The 17,674-nt window shown below is 59.9% G+C and carries 20 protein-coding genes; 8 read left to right on the forward strand and 12 right to left on the reverse strand.

Annotated features, from left to right (window positions below; genetic code table 11):
* Window positions 1-44 precede the first annotated feature (44 nt).
* Together ACESMZ_RS02980 and ACESMZ_RS02985 are read right to left on the reverse strand one after the other, a co-directional pair.
* Entirely contained in the window at window positions 45-812 is a 768-nt protein-coding gene (locus ACESMZ_RS02980; RefSeq protein ID WP_372957778.1) for an alpha/beta fold hydrolase, read from the reverse strand.
* Window positions 805-1,782 (reverse strand): isopenicillin N synthase family dioxygenase, encoded by a 978-nt coding sequence (locus tag ACESMZ_RS02985; protein WP_372957779.1) that lies wholly within the window; start codon window positions 1,780-1,782, stop codon window positions 805-807. Before ACESMZ_RS02985 ends, ACESMZ_RS02980 begins: the two co-directional genes overlap by 8 nt.
* A gap of 404 nt (window positions 1,783-2,186) precedes the next feature.
* Between ACESMZ_RS02985 and ACESMZ_RS02990 the strand changes: the two genes are divergently transcribed.
* From ACESMZ_RS02990 to ACESMZ_RS03025, 8 genes are all read left to right on the forward strand, one after another.
* Window positions 2,187-3,194 (forward strand): ABC transporter substrate-binding protein, encoded by a 1,008-nt coding sequence (locus ACESMZ_RS02990; RefSeq protein WP_372957780.1) that lies wholly within the window; start codon window positions 2,187-2,189, stop codon window positions 3,192-3,194.
* The gene (locus tag ACESMZ_RS02995; RefSeq protein ID WP_372957781.1) at window positions 3,194-3,982 is read left to right on the forward strand and encodes an ABC transporter ATP-binding protein; all 789 of its coding nucleotides are present in this window, start codon (window positions 3,194-3,196) and stop codon (window positions 3,980-3,982) included. Before ACESMZ_RS02990 ends, ACESMZ_RS02995 begins: the two co-directional genes overlap by 1 nt.
* Entirely contained in the window at window positions 3,963-4,754 is a 792-nt protein-coding gene (locus tag ACESMZ_RS03000) for an ABC transporter permease (RefSeq protein WP_372972182.1), read from the forward strand. The genes ACESMZ_RS02995 and ACESMZ_RS03000 overlap by 20 nt, the downstream gene beginning before the upstream one ends.
* A 32-nt stretch (window positions 4,755-4,786) precedes the next feature.
* Window positions 4,787-5,290 (forward strand): nucleoside deaminase, encoded by a 504-nt coding sequence (locus tag ACESMZ_RS03005; RefSeq protein ID WP_372972183.1) that lies wholly within the window; start codon window positions 4,787-4,789, stop codon window positions 5,288-5,290.
* Window positions 5,287-5,946 (forward strand): NAD(P)H:quinone oxidoreductase, encoded by a 660-nt coding sequence (gene wrbA / locus ACESMZ_RS03010; RefSeq protein WP_372957784.1) that lies wholly within the window; start codon window positions 5,287-5,289, stop codon window positions 5,944-5,946. Before ACESMZ_RS03005 ends, wrbA begins: the two co-directional genes overlap by 4 nt.
* Window positions 5,947-6,216: 270 nt before the next feature.
* On the forward strand, window positions 6,217-7,212 hold the full coding sequence (locus ACESMZ_RS03015) for an ABC transporter substrate-binding protein (RefSeq protein ID WP_372957785.1): 996 nt from the start codon (window positions 6,217-6,219) through the stop codon (window positions 7,210-7,212).
* A 67-nt stretch (window positions 7,213-7,279) separates the two neighbouring features.
* Window positions 7,280-8,158, forward strand: a complete 879-nt coding sequence (locus tag ACESMZ_RS03020; protein ID WP_372957786.1) for an ABC transporter ATP-binding protein — start codon at window positions 7,280-7,282, stop codon at window positions 8,156-8,158.
* Window positions 8,155-8,958: an ABC transporter permease gene (locus ACESMZ_RS03025; protein WP_372957787.1), complete on the forward strand. Its 804-nt coding sequence runs from the start codon at window positions 8,155-8,157 to the stop codon at window positions 8,956-8,958. Before ACESMZ_RS03020 ends, ACESMZ_RS03025 begins: the two co-directional genes overlap by 4 nt.
* A 313-nt stretch (window positions 8,959-9,271) precedes the next feature.
* On the opposite strand, the gene phnP is transcribed toward ACESMZ_RS03025, so the two are convergent.
* The 10 genes from phnP to ACESMZ_RS03075 are packed head-to-tail and all read right to left on the reverse strand — an operon-like array spanning window position 9,272 to window position 17,668.
* Window positions 9,272-10,027 (reverse strand): phosphonate metabolism protein PhnP, encoded by a 756-nt coding sequence (gene phnP, locus ACESMZ_RS03030; protein WP_372957788.1) that lies wholly within the window; start codon window positions 10,025-10,027, stop codon window positions 9,272-9,274.
* Window positions 10,018-10,587 carry a phosphonate metabolism protein/1,5-bisphosphokinase (PRPP-forming) PhnN gene (gene phnN / locus ACESMZ_RS03035; protein WP_372957789.1) on the reverse strand — a complete coding sequence of 190 codons (570 nt, stop codon included), beginning with the start codon at window positions 10,585-10,587 and terminating at the stop codon, window positions 10,018-10,020. The genes phnP and phnN overlap by 10 nt, the downstream gene beginning before the upstream one ends.
* Window positions 10,584-11,792 (reverse strand): MFS transporter, encoded by a 1,209-nt coding sequence (locus ACESMZ_RS03040; protein ID WP_372957790.1) that lies wholly within the window; start codon window positions 11,790-11,792, stop codon window positions 10,584-10,586. The genes phnN and ACESMZ_RS03040 overlap by 4 nt, the downstream gene beginning before the upstream one ends.
* Window positions 11,786-12,496, reverse strand: coding sequence for a phosphonate C-P lyase system protein PhnL (phnL, locus tag ACESMZ_RS03045; RefSeq protein ID WP_372957791.1), 711 nt, complete (start codon window positions 12,494-12,496; stop codon window positions 11,786-11,788). The genes ACESMZ_RS03040 and phnL overlap by 7 nt, the downstream gene beginning before the upstream one ends.
* Window positions 12,497-12,508: 12 nt before the next feature.
* A complete protein-coding gene (locus tag ACESMZ_RS03050) occupies window positions 12,509-13,339 on the reverse strand; it encodes an ATP-binding cassette domain-containing protein (protein ID WP_372957792.1) in 831 nt (276 codons plus the stop codon).
* On the reverse strand, window positions 13,336-14,244 hold the full coding sequence (locus ACESMZ_RS03055) for an alpha-D-ribose 1-methylphosphonate 5-phosphate C-P-lyase PhnJ (RefSeq protein ID WP_372957793.1): 909 nt from the start codon (window positions 14,242-14,244) through the stop codon (window positions 13,336-13,338). The genes ACESMZ_RS03050 and ACESMZ_RS03055 overlap by 4 nt, the downstream gene beginning before the upstream one ends.
* Complete coding sequence (locus ACESMZ_RS03060; RefSeq protein ID WP_372957794.1) at window positions 14,241-15,362, reverse strand: carbon-phosphorus lyase complex subunit PhnI; 1,122 nt, start codon at window positions 15,360-15,362, stop codon at window positions 14,241-14,243. The genes ACESMZ_RS03055 and ACESMZ_RS03060 overlap by 4 nt, the downstream gene beginning before the upstream one ends.
* On the reverse strand, window positions 15,362-15,955 hold the full coding sequence (phnH, locus tag ACESMZ_RS03065; RefSeq protein ID WP_372957795.1) for a phosphonate C-P lyase system protein PhnH: 594 nt from the start codon (window positions 15,953-15,955) through the stop codon (window positions 15,362-15,364). The genes ACESMZ_RS03060 and phnH overlap by 1 nt, the downstream gene beginning before the upstream one ends.
* A complete protein-coding gene (gene phnG / locus ACESMZ_RS03070) occupies window positions 15,948-16,445 on the reverse strand; it encodes a phosphonate C-P lyase system protein PhnG (protein ID WP_372957796.1) in 498 nt (165 codons plus the stop codon). Before phnG ends, phnH begins: the two co-directional genes overlap by 8 nt.
* Window positions 16,442-17,668: an alpha-D-ribose 1-methylphosphonate 5-triphosphate diphosphatase gene (locus ACESMZ_RS03075; RefSeq protein WP_372957797.1), complete on the reverse strand. Its 1,227-nt coding sequence runs from the start codon at window positions 17,666-17,668 to the stop codon at window positions 16,442-16,444. The genes phnG and ACESMZ_RS03075 overlap by 4 nt, the downstream gene beginning before the upstream one ends.
* Window positions 17,669-17,674 lie beyond the last annotated feature (6 nt).

Here is a 17,674-nt window from a genome sequence, read left to right on the forward strand (position 1 = left end):
GCTCCGGAGGCCGCCCTATTCGTTGGTTTCACCGGAAAGAAAAATCAGGCCGGGGCGGCCTGCTCGGCGACAAACCCGGAGAGGGCGTCGGCTACGGCTTCTGGCGCCGCCACCTGGGGCACATGGCCGGTATCCAGTGACACCACCCGGGCGCCGGGTACCAGCGCCTGCATGCGTCGCTGAACCGGCAACACCACTGAGCGGTCCTGGAGGGCCTCCACATAGAGCCGGGGGAGATGCCCGAAGCGTTCCTCTGTCCAGTAGGGCGCCAGGGCGCGGCTGCCTTCGGCCTGTGGGCCGAACCGGGGAATGGCCCCGGCTGCGATGGACTCGCTGACATCCTGCAGGAAAACCTCGCGTATGGCTGGCCCCGGTACCCGGGATACCTGGCCGCGGGCTTCCCATTGCAGGAAGGGGCCAATGCCGGAGGCCTCCGGATATTCCTCCACCATCTCCGCAACCACCTCGCCAAAGCCGGTGCCAGAGGGCAGCATCATGCCGGCCAGGTAGGCTACCCCGACTACCCGCTCGCAAATAGCCTCTGCCAGCTGAGTGGCGATTGCGCCACCGCCGGAGTGGCCCACCAGCAGCAGTGGCCTCTCACTATTCGCCAGTTGATTCATCAGGTCCGCGACGCACTGGTCGATGGAGGCGTCTGCCGGATCGCCCAGGCGGGGGCCGCAACCGGGCAGGTCCGGTGCCAGAACGCGAAAGCCCCGCTCCTCAAGGCACGGCGTCAGCGAGTCCCACACCCAGCCACCGGCCCAGGCACCGTGGATCAGAACGGCGGTGATGGACTGCGGCTCAGGCATAGGTTCTCCGGTACATCTCCACCAGGTGGGCCTCCACCGTCGTGGGCGGGTAGTGGGGCTGCTGACCTTCGCCCAGGCAGTTGGGCAGGCAGGTGACTTCATGGTCCGGGTTGCCGCTGTAGAAGAAGGGAACCGAATAGCGCTCGGTGCCGGAGGTGTTCACCACCCGATGCAGGGTGGAGCGATAACGGTCGTTGGTCCAGCGGGAAATCATATCTCCAAGGTTCACCACAAAGGTGCCGGTAATGGGGTCGGCGTTGATCCAGCGCTGATGGCGGTTGTCCCACACCTGTAGTCCCGGGTTGTGGTCAAGCAACAGGATGGTGACACCGCCGAAATCCGTATGGGCACCACAGCCCTTCTCTCCCGGCGCGGGTTGGGCCGGTTGTGGCGGGTAGTGCAGCAGTCGCAGGGTGGACAGGGGTTGCTGGCAGAAGTCCCGGAAGTGGTCCTGCGGCAGGTTCAGCGACAGTGCCAGGGCCTCCATGATGCGGGCGCTGAGCCCGTTCATGGCCTCGAAGTAGGCGGTCATGACCTCACGGAATCGGGGCAGCTGTTGCGGCCATTGGTTGGGACCCTGGTTGAACCGGCCCGCCTTTACCCTCGGGTCGTCCTGATCCAGTTCCTCTCCGATGTAGAAACCTTCCTTCAGATCCGGTGGTGCGCCGGGCTCCAGGGTCTGGCCCCTGAGGGGTTCATAACCACGATTGGCGGGGGAGCGGGCCTTGTTGATCCGCTCCTTGTCCGGTGAGGGCATGTCGAACAGCAAGCGTGTCTGCCGGAAGACATCCCCGATCAATGACTGGGGAATACCGTGGTTGCCGATATAGAAGAAGCCGGTGTCCAGGCATGCCCGGGCGAGCGTCCGGGCCAGTTGATACTGGCCGGAGGGTGCATCGTGGCCCAGCAGGCTCAGATCGATGACCGGCAGAGCGGCGTTTTCTGAGGCCACCGGTTCGGGTTGTGTCATGGGGGACTCCTGCCTGTTGTCGGTTTCCGATTGGTCCTGTTGGTCAGGTATTCACGATTCATGCCATGGGCAAGGGGCTGTGACGGGGCATGTCTGGGGCCGGGCTGGCTTTAAAGCGGGGCACGCCTGGCGCCGGGCGCACCGCATTTGGGCGCAGACCCTGCCAGGGCCCGCCTTCTGTATTCGCGATGGCGCGGTTGCGGCGATTACCCAGGTACTGCTGTCTGTCGCCATGGGAGACGGTGGTTCCCGGCCTGGCGCCCCGGTCAGACGCAACAGATAACCGGAGCTGGTGGGAAAAATGCAGCAGGAAACAGAACTGGCCTCCTGTTTGCTTTCCATACTAAAAAATTGACCGAATGTTCAGATATTGATGACCGATGAATGACCTCAAGGGGATGAAAATGCGCAAACCTGTGACACGCTCTGTTGTCCTTGCCGCCGGTCTGGCCACCGGCTTGCTTGCACAGTTGGCTGCAGCGGCGGATGAAGTGACCTATCAGCTGGACTGGCTGCCCGGTGGCGACAAGTCGCCCATCTACGTGGGCGTCGAGAAGGGGTTCTTTGCGGAAGAGGGCCTGGAGGTCAGCATTGCCTCGGGCCGTGGGTCCACCGATGCCATTACCAAGATTGCCACCGGCCAGGCGGATATCGGCAGCGCCGATATTGCTGCCCTGATGGCGGCCCGGGCCGAGGATGATTCGGTGCCGGTGAAGGTTGTATACAGCATCTTCAACCAGGCACCCCATGCCTTCTTCTCGCTGGCCGGAAACGGTATCTCCTCCGTTGAAGACATTGATGGCAAGAAAGTTGCCACCTCACCGTTCACCTCATCCAATGCCTTCCTTCCGCTGGTGCTGAAGGAAAATGGTCTGGCGGAGGACGCGGTGGCCCTGACCAAGGCGGACCCGGGTGCCCTGGGCCCCATGCTGATGAACGGCGGCACTGACGCGATTATTGCCTGGGTAACCAATGTGCCCCTGTTTGAGGACCAGGCGGAGGAGACCGGTAATGAGCTGGTGGTGGTGCCCTGGTCCGCCGCCGGCCTGGAGCTGTACAGCTCATCCGTGGTGGCCAGCGACAGATTCCTCAGTGAGCGCCCGGATGTGGCCCGCCGGTTTATCAAGGCCTTCGACAAGGCCCTTCGATATACCAACGATAACCCGGACGAGGCGGGCGCTGCGCTTGCCACCATGGTTCCGGAGGTGGAGGCCGAAGTGGCTGCCGCCCAGGTGAGGGCCACCATGCCACTGGTGTTCAACGAAGTCAGCAACCGGGACGGCCTGGGTGCCCTGACCCCCGGGCGGGTGGCACAGACCTGGGAGTGGACCTCACAGGCGGAAGGGCTGCCCCTGGACAGCCTGGATCCCGAGGTGGTGGTCGACCGCTCCCTGCTGGAGTCCCTGGACTGATGACAGAGCCAGCCACCAATCGATCGTTTGTGCGCCTGGAGGGCGTTGGGCACCGGTACGAGCCGGACCCCAACGTGCCTCCGGTGGTTACCGGCATCGACCTGGACCTGCGTCGCCACGAGTTTGTGGCGGTGGTTGGGCCGTCCGGCTGTGGCAAGTCAACGCTACTGCGGATGATCTCGGGTCTGCTGAAACCCACCGAGGGCAGGGTCAGTGTCTTTGGTCGCCAGGTGGATGGCCCCCGTGATGATGTCGGCATCGTCTTCCAGAAACCGACTCTGCTGCCCTGGCTTGATGTGCGTCGCAACGTTCTGTTTCCGCTCAGGCACAAGTTCGGGCGCTACAGCCGGGATGATGAAAAACGGGCCGGCGAGCTGCTGGCCATGGCGGGGCTGGAAAGCTTTGCCGAAAAAATGCCCGACGAGCTGTCCGGCGGTATGCAGCAGCGGGTGGGAATTGTGCGGGCGCTGCTGCTCAATCCGGACATCTTGCTGATGGACGAGCCGTTCTCCGCACTGGATGCCATGACCCGGGAGCAGATCGGTTTTGATTTACTGAAGATCTGGGAGGAACAGCCCAAGACAGTGCTGTTCATTACCCACTCCATTGCGGAAGCCGTACTGCTGGCGGATCGGGTGCTGGTGATGAGCAAGCGCCCGGGCTCGGTGCTTGAGCTGATTGATATTGACCTGCCACGACCGCGCACTGCCCGGAGCATTTCAGATACCCGTTTCGGCGAACTGGCTGACCGCATAAGGAAGCATATCTATGAGCCCGATGTTGCCTGACGGCAGGGTGAAGGTGATCCTCATGGGGGCATCCCCCTGGATGTTTTTCGTGGGTTTGATTCTGCTGTGGGAATTGGTGTGCCGCGCTTTCGCGTTGCCGGCCTATGTACTGCCGGCGCCGTCCGTCATTGTGGAAGCTTTCTTCAAGGTGGAGTTCTCCCGCTGGCTGACGCACCTGTGGGCAACGCTACGGGTCGCGCTGATGGGTTTTGCAGTGTCCATCCTGGTAGCGGTCCCCATTGCCATTGCCATGATGCGTTCGGAACTGTTGTCCCGGACACTGTATCCGTTGCTGGTCGTTATCCAGTCCACGCCCGTGGTGGCGGTGGCGCCGTTGATTATTGTACTGATGGGGTCAGATGACCCCTCGCGGGTGCTGATCACCGCACTGCTGACGTTTTTCCCGCTGGTGGTGTCCACCGGCACCGGTATTAACGAGACCCCACCGGAGCTGATTGAACTGAGCCGGTCCCTGGATGCGCCAACCCGCCGGGAAACCTGGCAGATCCGTATTCCCTATGCCATTCCCCATATTTTCAGTGGCCTTCGGGTTGCCATTACCCTGGCCATTATCGGCGCGGTGGTGGCGGAATTTGTGGCTGCCGAGGAGGGCCTGGGTTATTTCATCCAGTTTTCCACTTCCTTCTTCCGGATTCCCCAGGCCTTTGCCGGCCTCTTCTTCCTGGCGGTGGTCAGTCTGTTGCTGTTCAAGTCCGTACAGTGGACCCAGCAGTGGTTCTTTCCATGGAGCCTGCCGAAGAAATCCCGCTGAGCCGTCAAGCCTGTTAACGAGAGGACTTTGTCTTGAACGCGAGTGATACCGACCTGAACTTTCTGCGCAGGACCATTGATCTTGCCGGCCACGTGGCCGCCCGGGGCATTCACCCGTTCGCGGCGATTCTGGTCAGTGATCAGGGTGAGGTTCTGATGGAACAGGTGAATGCCTACCTGCCGGACCAGGACATGACCGGTCATGCCGAGCGGGTACTGATGACCCGGGCCAGCAAGGCCTGGCGGCCGGATTTTCTGGTCCGCTGCACCATGTACGTGTCCGCCGAGCCCTGTTGTATGTGTGCCGGAGCGGCCTACTGGGCGGGTCTGGGCCGCCTGGTGTACGGGGTGAGCGAGCACCGGCTGAAGCAGATGACCGGTAACCATCCGGAGAACCCCACCCTGGACCTGCCCTGCCGGGAGGTCTTCGCGTCGGGTCAGCGTAAGGTTGAAGTGATCGGTCCCCTGCTGGAAGACGAGGCGGCCGCCGTACATGAAACCTTCTGGCGGGTCGGTACAGAAGGACCGAATCCATGACTGAACGACGCGTTGCCGTGATCGTGGACTCTCGCTACGGCACCACGCTTGCCCTGGCCAGGGCGATTGCCGAAGGGGCTGAAAGCGAGGGCGCTGAAGTGCGACTGTGTCGGGTGGCCATTGAAGAGCCGGAATTCAGTGTGGATGTGGAGCGGGAAGACTATCAACAGGCCCAGGCGTTCTACCGTGAACTGCCCCGGGCCACTGCCGCCGACCTGGAGTGGGCCCGGGGTATTGTCTGGGGCTCGCCCACCCGCTACGGCCTGATGAGCACACCTCTACGAGCGTTCATTGATGAAGTGGCACCGCTGTGGCGGCAGGGCGCGCTGATCGGCAAGGTGGGCGCCGCTTTCACCTCCACCGGGGGCATGCACTCAGGCAACGAGATGACCCTGCTTTCGCTGCTGATGCCCTTCATGCAACACGGCATGGTGTTGGTGGGTGTCCCCCACAGTGTGCCGGAGCTGGTGGCCACCACCAAGGGCGGCTCGCCTTATGGCGCGAGCGCGGTTACCGGCTTTGATGGTACCCGTGGCGTCGACGATAACGAGCTGGCCATTGCCCGCGCGCTGGGTGCGCGGGTTGCCCGACTGGCCGGGCAGGTACGGCCGGAGCCGTCGTCCGTGGAACTTGCTGCCAATCGTGCCCCCGGTTAATCGACCAGTTTTCTCAGGCTGTGCTATGCAGTCTCCTTCGCCGCCCCCGGGCGGCTTTTTTGTGGGCGAACACAGGCTGGTGGGCAAAAGCGGTGCATAAATCCGGTTACTGGTTCAGTGATGAGCACAGGCAAACAGTATACTTTATAAAAGCGTTGTGAAATCAATGAGTTGTGGAGATAATCAGGGTGGCACGGGCGTTGCAATCCAAATCCTGAACAAATGGTCAATATGCAGCGACCCCGATCATCGACTCTCAGGAGATCATCCATGGTACTGAAAACCCAACGTATTACCTGCGCGCCATTGTTTGTCGCCGGACTGGTGACGGCAGCGCCCCTGTCTGCAGAAGAGCTGGACAAGGTGGTCTTTGGCACCAATTGGTACGCCCAGGCTGAACACGGCGGCTTTTACCAGGCGGTGGCCGAGGGCATCTACGAGGAGCACGGCCTGGACGTGGAAATCAGGATGGGCGGCCCCCAGATCAACGGAACCCAGTTGCTGGTCTCCGGTCGTTACGACCTGTTGATGGGTTATCCCATTGGCAACGTCAATGCCGTTGAAAAAGGGCTGCCGGTAATGACCGTGGCGGCCTCCATGCAGGGTGATCCGCAGGCGCTGATTGCCCATCCCCACGTAGAGTCCATTGAGCAGATCAGGGAGGAGGGCCTGCCCGTCTACATCGCCACCTTCGCCCACTCCACCTTCTGGCCGTGGCTGAAGGCGGAATATGGCTTCGAGGATGATGTGGTGCACGCCTACACCTTCAGCGTGGCGACTTTCCTCAACGACAAGGACATTGTCCAGCAGGGTTACCTGTCGTCTGAGCCCTTTGCGATGCGCAAGGGTGGTGTCGAGCCCAACGTGTTCCTGCTTTCTGACCATGGCTACCCGCCCTATGCCACCACCATCGAAACCACCACCGACATGATCGAGGAGCGCCCGGATGTGGTGAAGCGGTTTGTCCAGGCCAGCATGGAGGGCTGGAAGAGCTACCTGGAAAACCCCGAGCCGGGCAACGAGCTGATCATGCAGGAAAACCCGGAAATGACGCCGGAGCAAATCGCCTATGGCATCGAGAAGATGAAGGAATACGAACTGGTCACCGGCGGCGATGCCGGAACCAGTGGCATCGGCGTGATGACCGAGGAGCGCTGGCAGAAAATCAGGGACTTCATGGTGGAAGCCGGCCTGGCATCCGAAGACCTGGACCTGGGCAAGGTCTACACCCTGGAGTTCCTTCCGGAAGAGCCGGTGCTGCCCTGAGCACCACAGCGATAGCCATCCTGATGCTGGCCGGGCAGTGTCCCCGGCCAGCCCTGGAGAGACCCTTATGACAGCGACCAAGGTAACACCCCTGAACCCGGCACCGGACCCCGGGCCGGACACCACCGCGCCCGGCGCCATTGCACCGCGCCCGGTGCTCCAGGTGAGCGGTGTCGACAAGATTTATGGCAACGGAACCATTGCCCTGAAAGGCGCCGACCTGACGGTGAAGCAGGGCGAGTTTGTGAGCCTGCTGGGTCCGTCCGGCTGCGGCAAGAGCACCCTGCTGCGTATTATGGCGGGCCTCGGTGAGGTCTCTACCGGCAAGGTGACGTGGTGGGAGCAGGAGTACGGCGTGGTGGGCAGCAAGGGGCGCAAACTGGCCTTTGTGTTCCAGAACGCCACCCTGATGCCTTGGGCCCGGGTGCGCAAGAACGTGCGTTTGCCCCTGGACCTGGAGCATGCCGGGCGGTCGGAAGGAGTGGAACAGAAAATCGATGATGCCCTGGGCATGGTCGGCCTGAAGGGCTTCGATGACAGTTTTCCGAGGGAGCTGTCCGGTGGCATGCAGATGCGCGCTTCCATCGCCCGGGCCATGGTCACTGAGCCCGACCTGCTGTTGATGGATGAACCTTTCGGCGCCCTTGACGAGATGACCCGCAACAAGCTCAACGACGACGTGCTCCGGCTCTGGCAAGACAAGGGCTGGACCATCGTGTTCGTCACCCACAGTGTCTATGAGGCGGTATACCTCTCCAGTCGGGTAGTGGTGATGGCGGCACGCCCCGGGCGGATTGTCGACGATATCACTATTGAAGAACCCTATCCGCGCTCGCCGGATTTCCGGGTCTCCACCGGATTTGCCGGTTATTGCCGCCAGGTGTCCCAGGCCCTGGAACGCGCCAGTGCCATGGGCGAAGACCGCGATGAGGAGACCAGGCCATGAAAGCCCCGCTGATTCATAACGAGCGTTTCGTGCAGATTGCCGCACCCCTGCTGGTTGGTGTGCTGGTGCTGCTGGTGTGGCAGCTTACCGTGATGGCTTTTGATGTGCCGAAATACCTGGTACCCAGTCCGGTCGACATCGGGCAGTCTCTGGTGTCAGATTTCCCCTCGCTGTTCAATGCCCTGCTGATGACCCTGAAGGTGACGTTACTGGCCTTTGCCATCGCAGTGATTGTCGGCGTCGCCGCGTCATTGCTGTTTGTGCAGAGCAAGTGGATCGAGATCAGCCTGTTTCCCTATGCGGTGCTGATGCAGGTGACACCGGTGGTCGCCATCGCGCCGCTGATCATCATCTGGGTCAACGACACCACCTGGGCTCTCACGGTCTGTGCGGTGATCGTGGCTATCTTCCCGATCATCTCCAACACCACCCTGGGGCTGCGCAGCGTCGATCCGAACCTGCTGAGCATGTTCCGGATGTACCGCACCAGCCGTTGGCAGGAACTGGTGAGACTGCGTATTCCGAGCGCGCTTCCGTACTTCTTTGGTGGGCTGAGGATCAGTTCCGGGCTGGCGCTGATTGGCGCGGTAGTGGCGGAGTTTGTGGCCGGAACCGGGGGAGCCAGGGCAGGGCTGGCCTACATGATCCTGCAGTCTGGCTACAACCTGCAGATTCCCAGGATGTTCGCAGCCCTTATCCTGATCACCGTCACCGGTATCCTGCTGTTTGCCCTGATGGTGTGGATGTCTGACAGGGCCCTGCGCAACTGGCATGAGAGTGCCCTCAAGGTGGAACACTGAGTGGGGAGGCAACCTGCCGAAGCCGGTCCAGTCAAACCTCTTAGGGGCTGGCAACGCTTTGCGCTCGTTGCTCTGGGCTGATGGGGCTGACCATTTTTCACAAAAAAGCCCGCTCAATGGCGGGCTCTTTTGCGGGATATGGCCGCCCGTCAGGATTCGAACCTGACCTCCGGAGGGCGCCCTCAAGAGTAGTGTTACGTCCCTCGCGATCAGTGTCAGGAGGGTCTCGATTTGATGTACCTGATTGGTCAGCAGCACTTGGAACCGTCGTATTACGGTTCTCGAAAGATGCGGGCCCAATTGCAGCTGTCTTTCAAACTTGCACTATAAGACCGTCTGCGGCCCAAGCGAGATTGCTCTCCGGTTTGCAATTAGTTTCAATTCGCCAACGATCCAGTTCGTGGCTCAGGTGAGTTAACCAACTTTTCTGGGGCCTGACCTTATCTATGATATCTAAGGCAACGTTATAGTCATTATGATTGGCGGGAGAGTGAGCCTTTGGGGGGTAGCTGCAATCTATCGCCATGCTAAAAGGACCCCAAGACTGGAGAAAGTGCATGCTGCTTTCTGGCAGGCCGATTGTATCGGTCAGGTAGGCAAACCGCTGTCCGCGTTCGGCTTCAATGGCGTACCCGTAAGTAATTTTGGAATGATTCAAAGGTAAGGGTGTGATTTTCAGGTCACCGATTTCAAACGGCTTGAAGGCCTCAAGGTGCCGAAAATCCAGTATGCCGGAGTTTTTATACAGATCGGCACAGCCGTCGGGATCTGGCGGGCAGAACACGGGGAGCTGTGCCCCTTTGCCCCATCGCAAATGAAAAAGCCCCTGCACATGGTCTGCATGAAAATGAGTCAGAACAATGGCCTTCAGACTACCCGCCGGAAACCGATCATGAATGTCCATCAGGCCGGCATCGAGTAATAACCGCACCTGATCCGTTTCAATCAGTGCCGAGCAAGGCAGGCGCTGGTATTCCGGTTGCTGCCTGGCACGAACACAGGCCGCACATTCACAGCCGTAGCGTGGAACGCCACCGGCGCCGGCGGTCCCGGTGAAGGTTATCTGCATAATGCTGTGTCTCTGACCGGTTGGCGGATTGCTTCGATAAATGCCCGTGATGCTTCACTCAAAGCACCATCATTATTAATCACTATGCAGTGCTCGATTTGCGGCTGAATCTGCTGATGCCGCTGCAAACGGGCCGCAATTTCCACGGCCGATTCCCTGCCGCGCTCTTGCAGGCGCTGGCGCAGTATCGAAGGAGACACCTCGATCAACACCGGAACCAGATCCGGATAACGGGCAAAGGCTTCTGCAAGCCACAGCCTTGAGCCGTTCACCACGACTGTATTGCCATTATTCAACCAGGTATTGATCTCCATGCCGATACCATAATCGTGTCCGTTACCCGACCATTGCATGGCAAATTGGCCCTGTTGCACCCGGGCATTGAAAGCATCCCTGGTCATCGGCAGGTGGTTTTCCCCATCCGGGTCGGCCGGTCGGGTAATACAGCGCCGGGCAAAGCGGATACCGGGATGTTCTGCCAAGGCATTGGCCGCAGCTTTGATTAGAGTGTCCTTGCCACTTCCGGAGGCGCCAATGACGTATATCAGTCGTCCTTTCATCCCTCAGCCCTCCTTACGTCATGAAAGTCGGTATTGGTTGGTGCCATGGACCTGGCTGCGATAATGGCTATTAGCCCACCGGCCAGAATAACGCCGGCGCCAACAATTACAGTGTGATATCCGGCAAGCTCGGAAACCAGCGCCGCTACGGTTGGCCCGAGCGCAAAACCCATCATGAAAGGAATAGCCAGCATCCCGAAAACTGCACCAAAGCTCTGCCGGCCCAGCAACTCCGCTGTCATCACCGGCCTTACAATGCTCGCCACACCGTATCCGGCGCCATGGAAAGCCACAAACACGAAGGCCATCCAGATATTGAACCGGGTTGCCAGCAGGGCGGCCGTCGCAATTATCATCAGCGTGTAGCAGGCAACCGCGACGCCAAAGGTACTGACCCGACCCGCAGTTAACATCATGAACACCCGGCCCACCACCTGCATGGGGCCAATCATCGACACCACCACAACCGCAAGCCATACCGATAATCCGCTCTCCTGAAGAATGAATAACAGGTGAGTGAGAATGGCTCCATGAGCGAACCCGATGGCACAGAAGGCAACGCCAAGCATCCAGAACGTTGGTTGTGCCATGGTTTTTCCGGCGGTTCCAGGCTTTGCAGGCTCCAGCGTCTCGGCAAAGGATCGAAGGCAGCCCAGACCGAAAATGGCAAAAGGTACACTGATGAACAGCACCACTGCGGCGAATATTCTTACCGCGGCCTGCCAGCCAAAGGTTTCCGCCATCAGATGTGCCGCGGGAAACGCCAGGGTACCGGCAAAACCGCCAAGCAGGGTCACTACGGTAATCACCTGCCGTGCCTGGCTGCCAATAATCCGTGTTATCACCGTGAAACAGGCCTCATAAAGGCTCGCCGACATGGCAAGGCCGATACCCGCCCAGATCAGGTAGAAGTGCCACACCTCACCGACCGCTGGCAACGCCACTAGTAGCGATGCACCCAGCGTCATGCCCCCTGCCAGAACGGCGCGACCATAGCCACGATCAATCAGAGCCCCCGCCAGGGGTGCCGCTACGGCGGAAACCACCAGTGCCAGCGTGAACGCCCCGGACAATTCTGATTTTGACCAGCCCAGGGCGGCCTGCCAGGTCGGCAGCAGCGCCGGGAAACTGTAGTAGAGCGAAGCCCAGGTCAGCGTTTGTGCAATGGCCAGTGGAAACCCCGCCCGCTGAAGACCGGTCAGCATGGTTCCGGCATCACCGGCGCAGGCGCTTGTAGCCTGACGGTCTGGTCTGCCAGGCGCTGAACAAGCTCCGGGTGGTGGAATATCGCCAGTATGCCAACACCTTCCTGCTTGATGGTGTCGATCAGCTCGGCCACGCTCTGCGTGGTGCCGGGATCGAGACTGGACGTTGGTTCATCCAGCAGCAGCAATCTTGGCCGGGCAACCAACCCCCGCGCCAGATTGATTCGCTGCTTTTCCCCGCCGGAAAAGGTCGCTGGCGGAAGGCTCCACAAGCGCTCGGGCACCTGTAACTGTGCCAGCAGGTCGCGCCCGCGCCTCTGGGCTTCCTGCTGGCTGACACCCCTGGCCAGTAATGGCTCTATGGTGATGTCGAGCGCGCTTTTGCGGGGCAGGCAATGCAGAAACTGCGTCACAAAGCCTATGTCCCGGCGACGTAACTCCAATATCCGGTATTCAGACGCCTGCGCCAGGTCGATGACTTTATCCTCCTGATCGCGGTACATAATGCGCCCGGAGCTTGGCAGATAAGTGCGGAAAATACACTTGAGCACGGAAGACTTGCCTGAACCGGTAGGCCCTGTGAGTGCCGTCAGCTGGCCCGGATAAACCGTCACTTTGACTGCGCTGCAGGATGGGATCAGCTTCTGCTGTTCGTGAAGCTGAAAATTTTTGCTGAGGCCATCAATATCAAGAAGAGGCTTCATAAAAGGCTTTCCTTAGAGGGCGGACGCCACCAACCGTTGGGTGTAGGCGTGTTGGGGGTCTTCCAGCACCTGATCGGTCAGGCCGCTTTCGATCACCTGTCCGTACTTCATCACCAGCGTTCGCCCTGCCAGCAACCGTATGACGCCCAGATCATGAGTAACCACAATCATCGCGGTATTCAGTTCATGCTGGATTTCCAGAATCAGGTCCAGAATGCGGGCCTGCACGGAAAGGTCCAGCCCGGTAGTCACCTCATCGAGCAGCAACAGGGGTGGACGGGTTGCCAGGGCTTTGGCGATCTGTACACGCTGCTGCATACCACCGGAAAACCGGCGGGGGGATTCATCCATCCGCTCGCCCAGCACTTCTGTACGAGTCAGCAGATCCCGGGCGTGCTGGCGGATGCTGGCGTAGTTTGCCACGTCACTCATCAGCAAACGCTCGGCGATATTGCCGCCAGCGGACACGTTGAAATTAAGGCCAAGATTGGGGTTCTGGTACACCATGCCGAACCGGTGGTTGCGCAGCCAACGCTGACGGGCAGCGTTCAGGGAAAACAGATCCAGCTGCTGGTCGCCATCAAAAAAACGGGCTTCACCGGCACTGGGTTCGGCATCGAAAAACAGGGTTTTCACCACCGTGGACTTGCCGCTGCCGGATTCGCCAACAATACCCAGGATTTCACCCTGATGAAGGTCCAGGTTGACATTCTGGGCAGCCACCACCGAGCCACAGCTGGCACATACATTGGTTTCCGCCTCGGCACCGGTGTTTTCGAAACATAACGGGCAGCCCGGGCCATGAATCCTGCTCAGCCCCCTTACTTCCAGTATTTTCTTCATGACCTGGCCTCTTCGCACGCTGCACCCTTGAGTTGGGCGCACCGCTCACTGCAGTAGCCGGTATCGGAGCACTGCCAGTGGCGCGACCCGTCAGGATGGATAATTTCATCCAGATAGGAGGTGACGCTGTTGCACCGATCACACCGGCGCCGGTTGCCTGTCGAGTCCAGGAAGGCCTCGGTGCGAAAGGCGACGTCTTCGAACGCCAGTGGAACCGCATCCGTAAACGGTGGGACTGCATAAATCTTGCGTTCCCGCCCGGCCCCCAGAAGGATAAGCGCGGCAGACTGGTGCATTTTTGGCACATCGAAACGGGGGATGGGGCTGGAATCAATCACATAGTGGCCATTGAGGCGGGTTGGATAGCGGTTCGATATGGCAATTTCGTCAAACTGGACGATATCTTCGTACAGTTTGGTCAGAAGTGGTGCATAGTCACCCTCGCCGTGCATGATTTTCCGGCGCGCCTCGGAGGGTTCCACAATGGTCAGCGGGTCCGGTGTTGGCACTTGAAGCACCAGTATCTGGTCGGCGGTCAGCCGATCTTCCGGTATCCGGTGACGGGACTGGATGATATTCGCTTCAGCTGCCCGTTCCGTGGTGTTGGCGCCGGGGCAGGTCAGTTCTACAAACTGCCTCAGGTTAACGGCGTTCACGGAATCATCGGCACCCTGGTCAATCACTTTCAGGGTGTCGCCGGCGCCGAGCAATGACAGGGTCAGTTGCAGACCACCCGTGCCAAACCCTCGCCCCATTGGCATTTCCCGAGAAGCATAAGGCGTCTGGTAGCCTGGAATCGAAATGGCTTTCAGGATGTTTCGGCGGATTTCACGCTTGGCGAATTCATCCAGGAAGGCAAAGTTGTAGCTCACATCATCAACAGGCAGTTCGTAACCCGGGTTCATGATTCCGCTCCCTGTGCCTTTGTGTGTGCCGCATCTTTTTCCTGGCTGCTCCGCAGGCGGTCCACCTCCGACTGGAAAGTGACGTAATGAGGCATTTTGTAGTGGTTGGCAAAGCCCATGGAGTCCACCCCGTCCACATGCAACAGCACAAATTCAGGGTCTTCCGAGGGGCAGTCAGGGCCGTCCTGCATGCCCTTTTGCAACGCCCGGTCCAGAATAGCCATGGCAATGGCCTTGACTTCGTTATGGCCGAAACAGGCGCCATAGCCCAGAGAGAACAGCGGTGGCTCACCGGATTCAGCGCCTTCCTGGGTCGCCACGACTTCGCACTCCGTCATCAGGACTTCACCGGCTTCGGTGGGCTCGCCCGTCACCGGGTGTGGCAGCATCACTGGTACGTAACCCACCCGCAGCTCTGCGATGGTGGGATGCACATTGCCGTAACCACGCACGTTGGAATACGCCAGCGCCAGCAGCGATCCGGTTTCCGCCCGTGCCATGGTCGCCAGCGCCGCCGATCGCGGAACCGGGAAGACCAGTGGTTCCCGGGTGATATCGAAAGGGCTATCCGGCCTGTCCGGTTGCGGGGGGAGCAGGCCTTCTTCACGCAGCGCATCAACCACTTTCGGGAAACTGTCGGGAAGGGCACTGTTGGGCGCATCCTTGATGAACCGGCGAGAAACTTGACGAAAGGTTTCCTGCGACTCATCTGCAAGATCCAGCCTGAGCAGTCGCAACGCGTAATCCATGGTCGGCCCCAGCATCTGCCCCCCGGGAATATCCTTGAAGGCACTGGATATGCGCCGGATCAGACGCATTCCGGATGTGGACTGGGCAGGGGTTTCCATCAGCCGGGGCTTGGTGGACCGATAGGCCCGCAGTGCAAAGGCCGCTTCAAGGGTGTCACCGTGCATCTGCTTGATTGCCAGGGCCGCAAGCCGTGGGTGGTAGAGGCCACCCTCCGAGACCACCCGGGATGTCAGCAGGCGCAGTTGATGTTCGATGGAAGCCAACCGTAAGGATGATCCGTCCTCACCCTCGGCTGTGCGCAGGCTTTCTACTGCAGTGTGGGCGCCGGCAATGGCTTTGCCACCGCCTTTAATGGCAACGTAACCCATCAGTTTGCCCCCGTATCTTCAATCAATGTGGTGCGGGGCAGCGCCAGGCAATGCTGCTGATCGGTGAGAACCAGATCAACACCCAGGGGAAAGCCGCCGCACCAGTTATTTCGTGCGTTTAGCCAGGCCCCATCCAGGCCGCCAACCCTGATACGCCGGGATTGCTTGATACCGGGCCCTGAAAGTTGCCAGCAAGGACCGTCGACAAGCGAATTCACAACCACCACCACAGTGGCACCGGTCTCCGGCGATTCCAGGCTGCCCAACTGTGGCTCAAAGTCGGGCGCAAAGTCGCCCCGGGCAATCACATAACCGGCTCGTTCAGGGCCAGTCAGGGGCGCATTAAGGCGGGTTCTAGTGAGGTCACTCAGCAACTGGTGAGGGTCTGAGAGCGAGGTTTCGGCATCCACCAGTGTCGCCAATATGGCCACCGCACTGTCTTTTTCCGCCAGCCAGACGGATTCACCGGGGTAGCTGAAGGCTTTCAACAGGTTCCGGAACAGAGTCTGTTGCATGGTGGAGTGCCAGAACCGCAGGAGATCCGGCCCCGCCTGTCGCGGTTGCGACTGTGCTACAGAAGATGGTTCAGGCATGGTCGTCCTCCTCGTAATGGCCCAGTGTCGAGAAGTTCACCCGGGTGGTTTCCAGCAGCGCTTTACGCTCTTTCGCCTGTGCTGCAAGATGATTCTGGCCCTTGTGCAACAAAGGGATAACGGTCTCATGTCCCCGCAGTTGGTTTGCCAGCACCCCGTCCAGCACCGCGATGGCCCTGGCAAGGCTGGCGCGGTCGTCCATCACCTGGGCAGCACCGTCATACCAGGTTTTGTCTGCGGCAAGAATTCGAACCCTCGCCGTAGCCAGGGGTATTTCACCCGGGAAATACAGCTCGCCCAGAGCGCCATCGCGGATTTTCATCAGACCCAGCCCGGACTGTGGCAGTTGCACGTCTTCAATCCGGAAGGCCTGTTCGAACTGCTCCGCTGCCGTTCTAACTTCCCGTGCATCCAGTGCGAGCAGACAGCGCGGCCATTGATGGCGTGGTAACGGCACCTGGTTGTCTCCGGCGATTTCAGGTCCTGTCATGAAACCACCACCCCAGCTCCCCGGGGTTGTTTTTGCCACTGGCCATCGCGCTGATATACCGGGGTTCCGGCTACAAAGGTTGCCTGCAACGAAAGCGGCGAACCATCCAGTTCACTGAGCAACAACAGGTCAGCGTCATAACCCGGCGCAATTTGTCCTTTCCGGTCACCCATACCGGCTGCCCGGGCCGGGTGTTCACTGACCATTTTCCAGGCGTCCGCCAGCGGCAAAAGATTTTGCCGGGCTGTTACAAACGGTGCGGTAAACAAGCTGGGGTAGTGATAATCGCTGCACAGAATGTCTACCAGGCCCTCCGCTATGGCATCCCGCACGCTGATCGCGCCAACATGGGAGCCGCCCCGAACCAGATTGGGTGCGCCCATCAGCACGGAGATACCGGATTTGCGACTTTCAAGGGCGGTTTCTGCGTCCATCGGGAACTCAGCAATAGCGGTGCCCAGCTGGACATTGCGGGCGACGTCGTCCAGACCGTGATCGTCGTGGGAAGAGAGGCTGACACCTGATGCCAGCGCCAGGCTGGCCAACATCCGGGTCTGTTCCTCGCCCAGTTCCCGGCGGCCCTGCAGGCTGCTGAGGAATTCCTGGGTAGTGTCGTCATCCATGGTTACCCGGCGCTGCAGACCGGCAATATACCGTTTCACGGCACGTTCGTTATCAAGCTCCGGCAAATGGTCGTTCAGCGACAGCATATGAACGCGCCCATTGCGGAGCCATTCAGTCAGTTCCTCGTGGCCTTCAGTATTCACTTTCTCGTGGCGGATATGCACCCTGGCCTGGCAGCTGAACCTGGGCATCAGCTCTTCGAGTGCCAGCAGCAGTTTGCGCACGGTATCCCGGCTGCGGGGGCCTGGCTCGAAACCGTCGGTGATGCTGTAGTAGAAAGTTGTGATTCCGTTGGCAACCAGGCTGGCATCGTTAGCGGCAAGTGCCAGTTCGAGCGGGAATAAAGTGCCTGCACGAGGTGTGATATGGCGCTCGAAAGCATCACCGTGAAGATCAATGATCCCTGGTAGCAGATAGCCCCCGGCCGCATCAATTACGTTGGCATTACCCTGCACGGCGTCGTTTCCGAGTGCGGTAATGATGCCGTCAGTCACCTGCATGCAGGTGTCCATTTGCCAGCCGCCAGACAGCAGCAGGTGCACATTTCTGATGAACACGGTGTTTCCGGCGTTCGGACCTGTTTGTGTGGAGGTCTTCATGAAACT

This window comes from Marinobacter sp. (genome assembly GCF_041690615.1).
Classification (GTDB): Bacteria; Pseudomonadota; Gammaproteobacteria; order Pseudomonadales; family Oleiphilaceae; genus Marinobacter.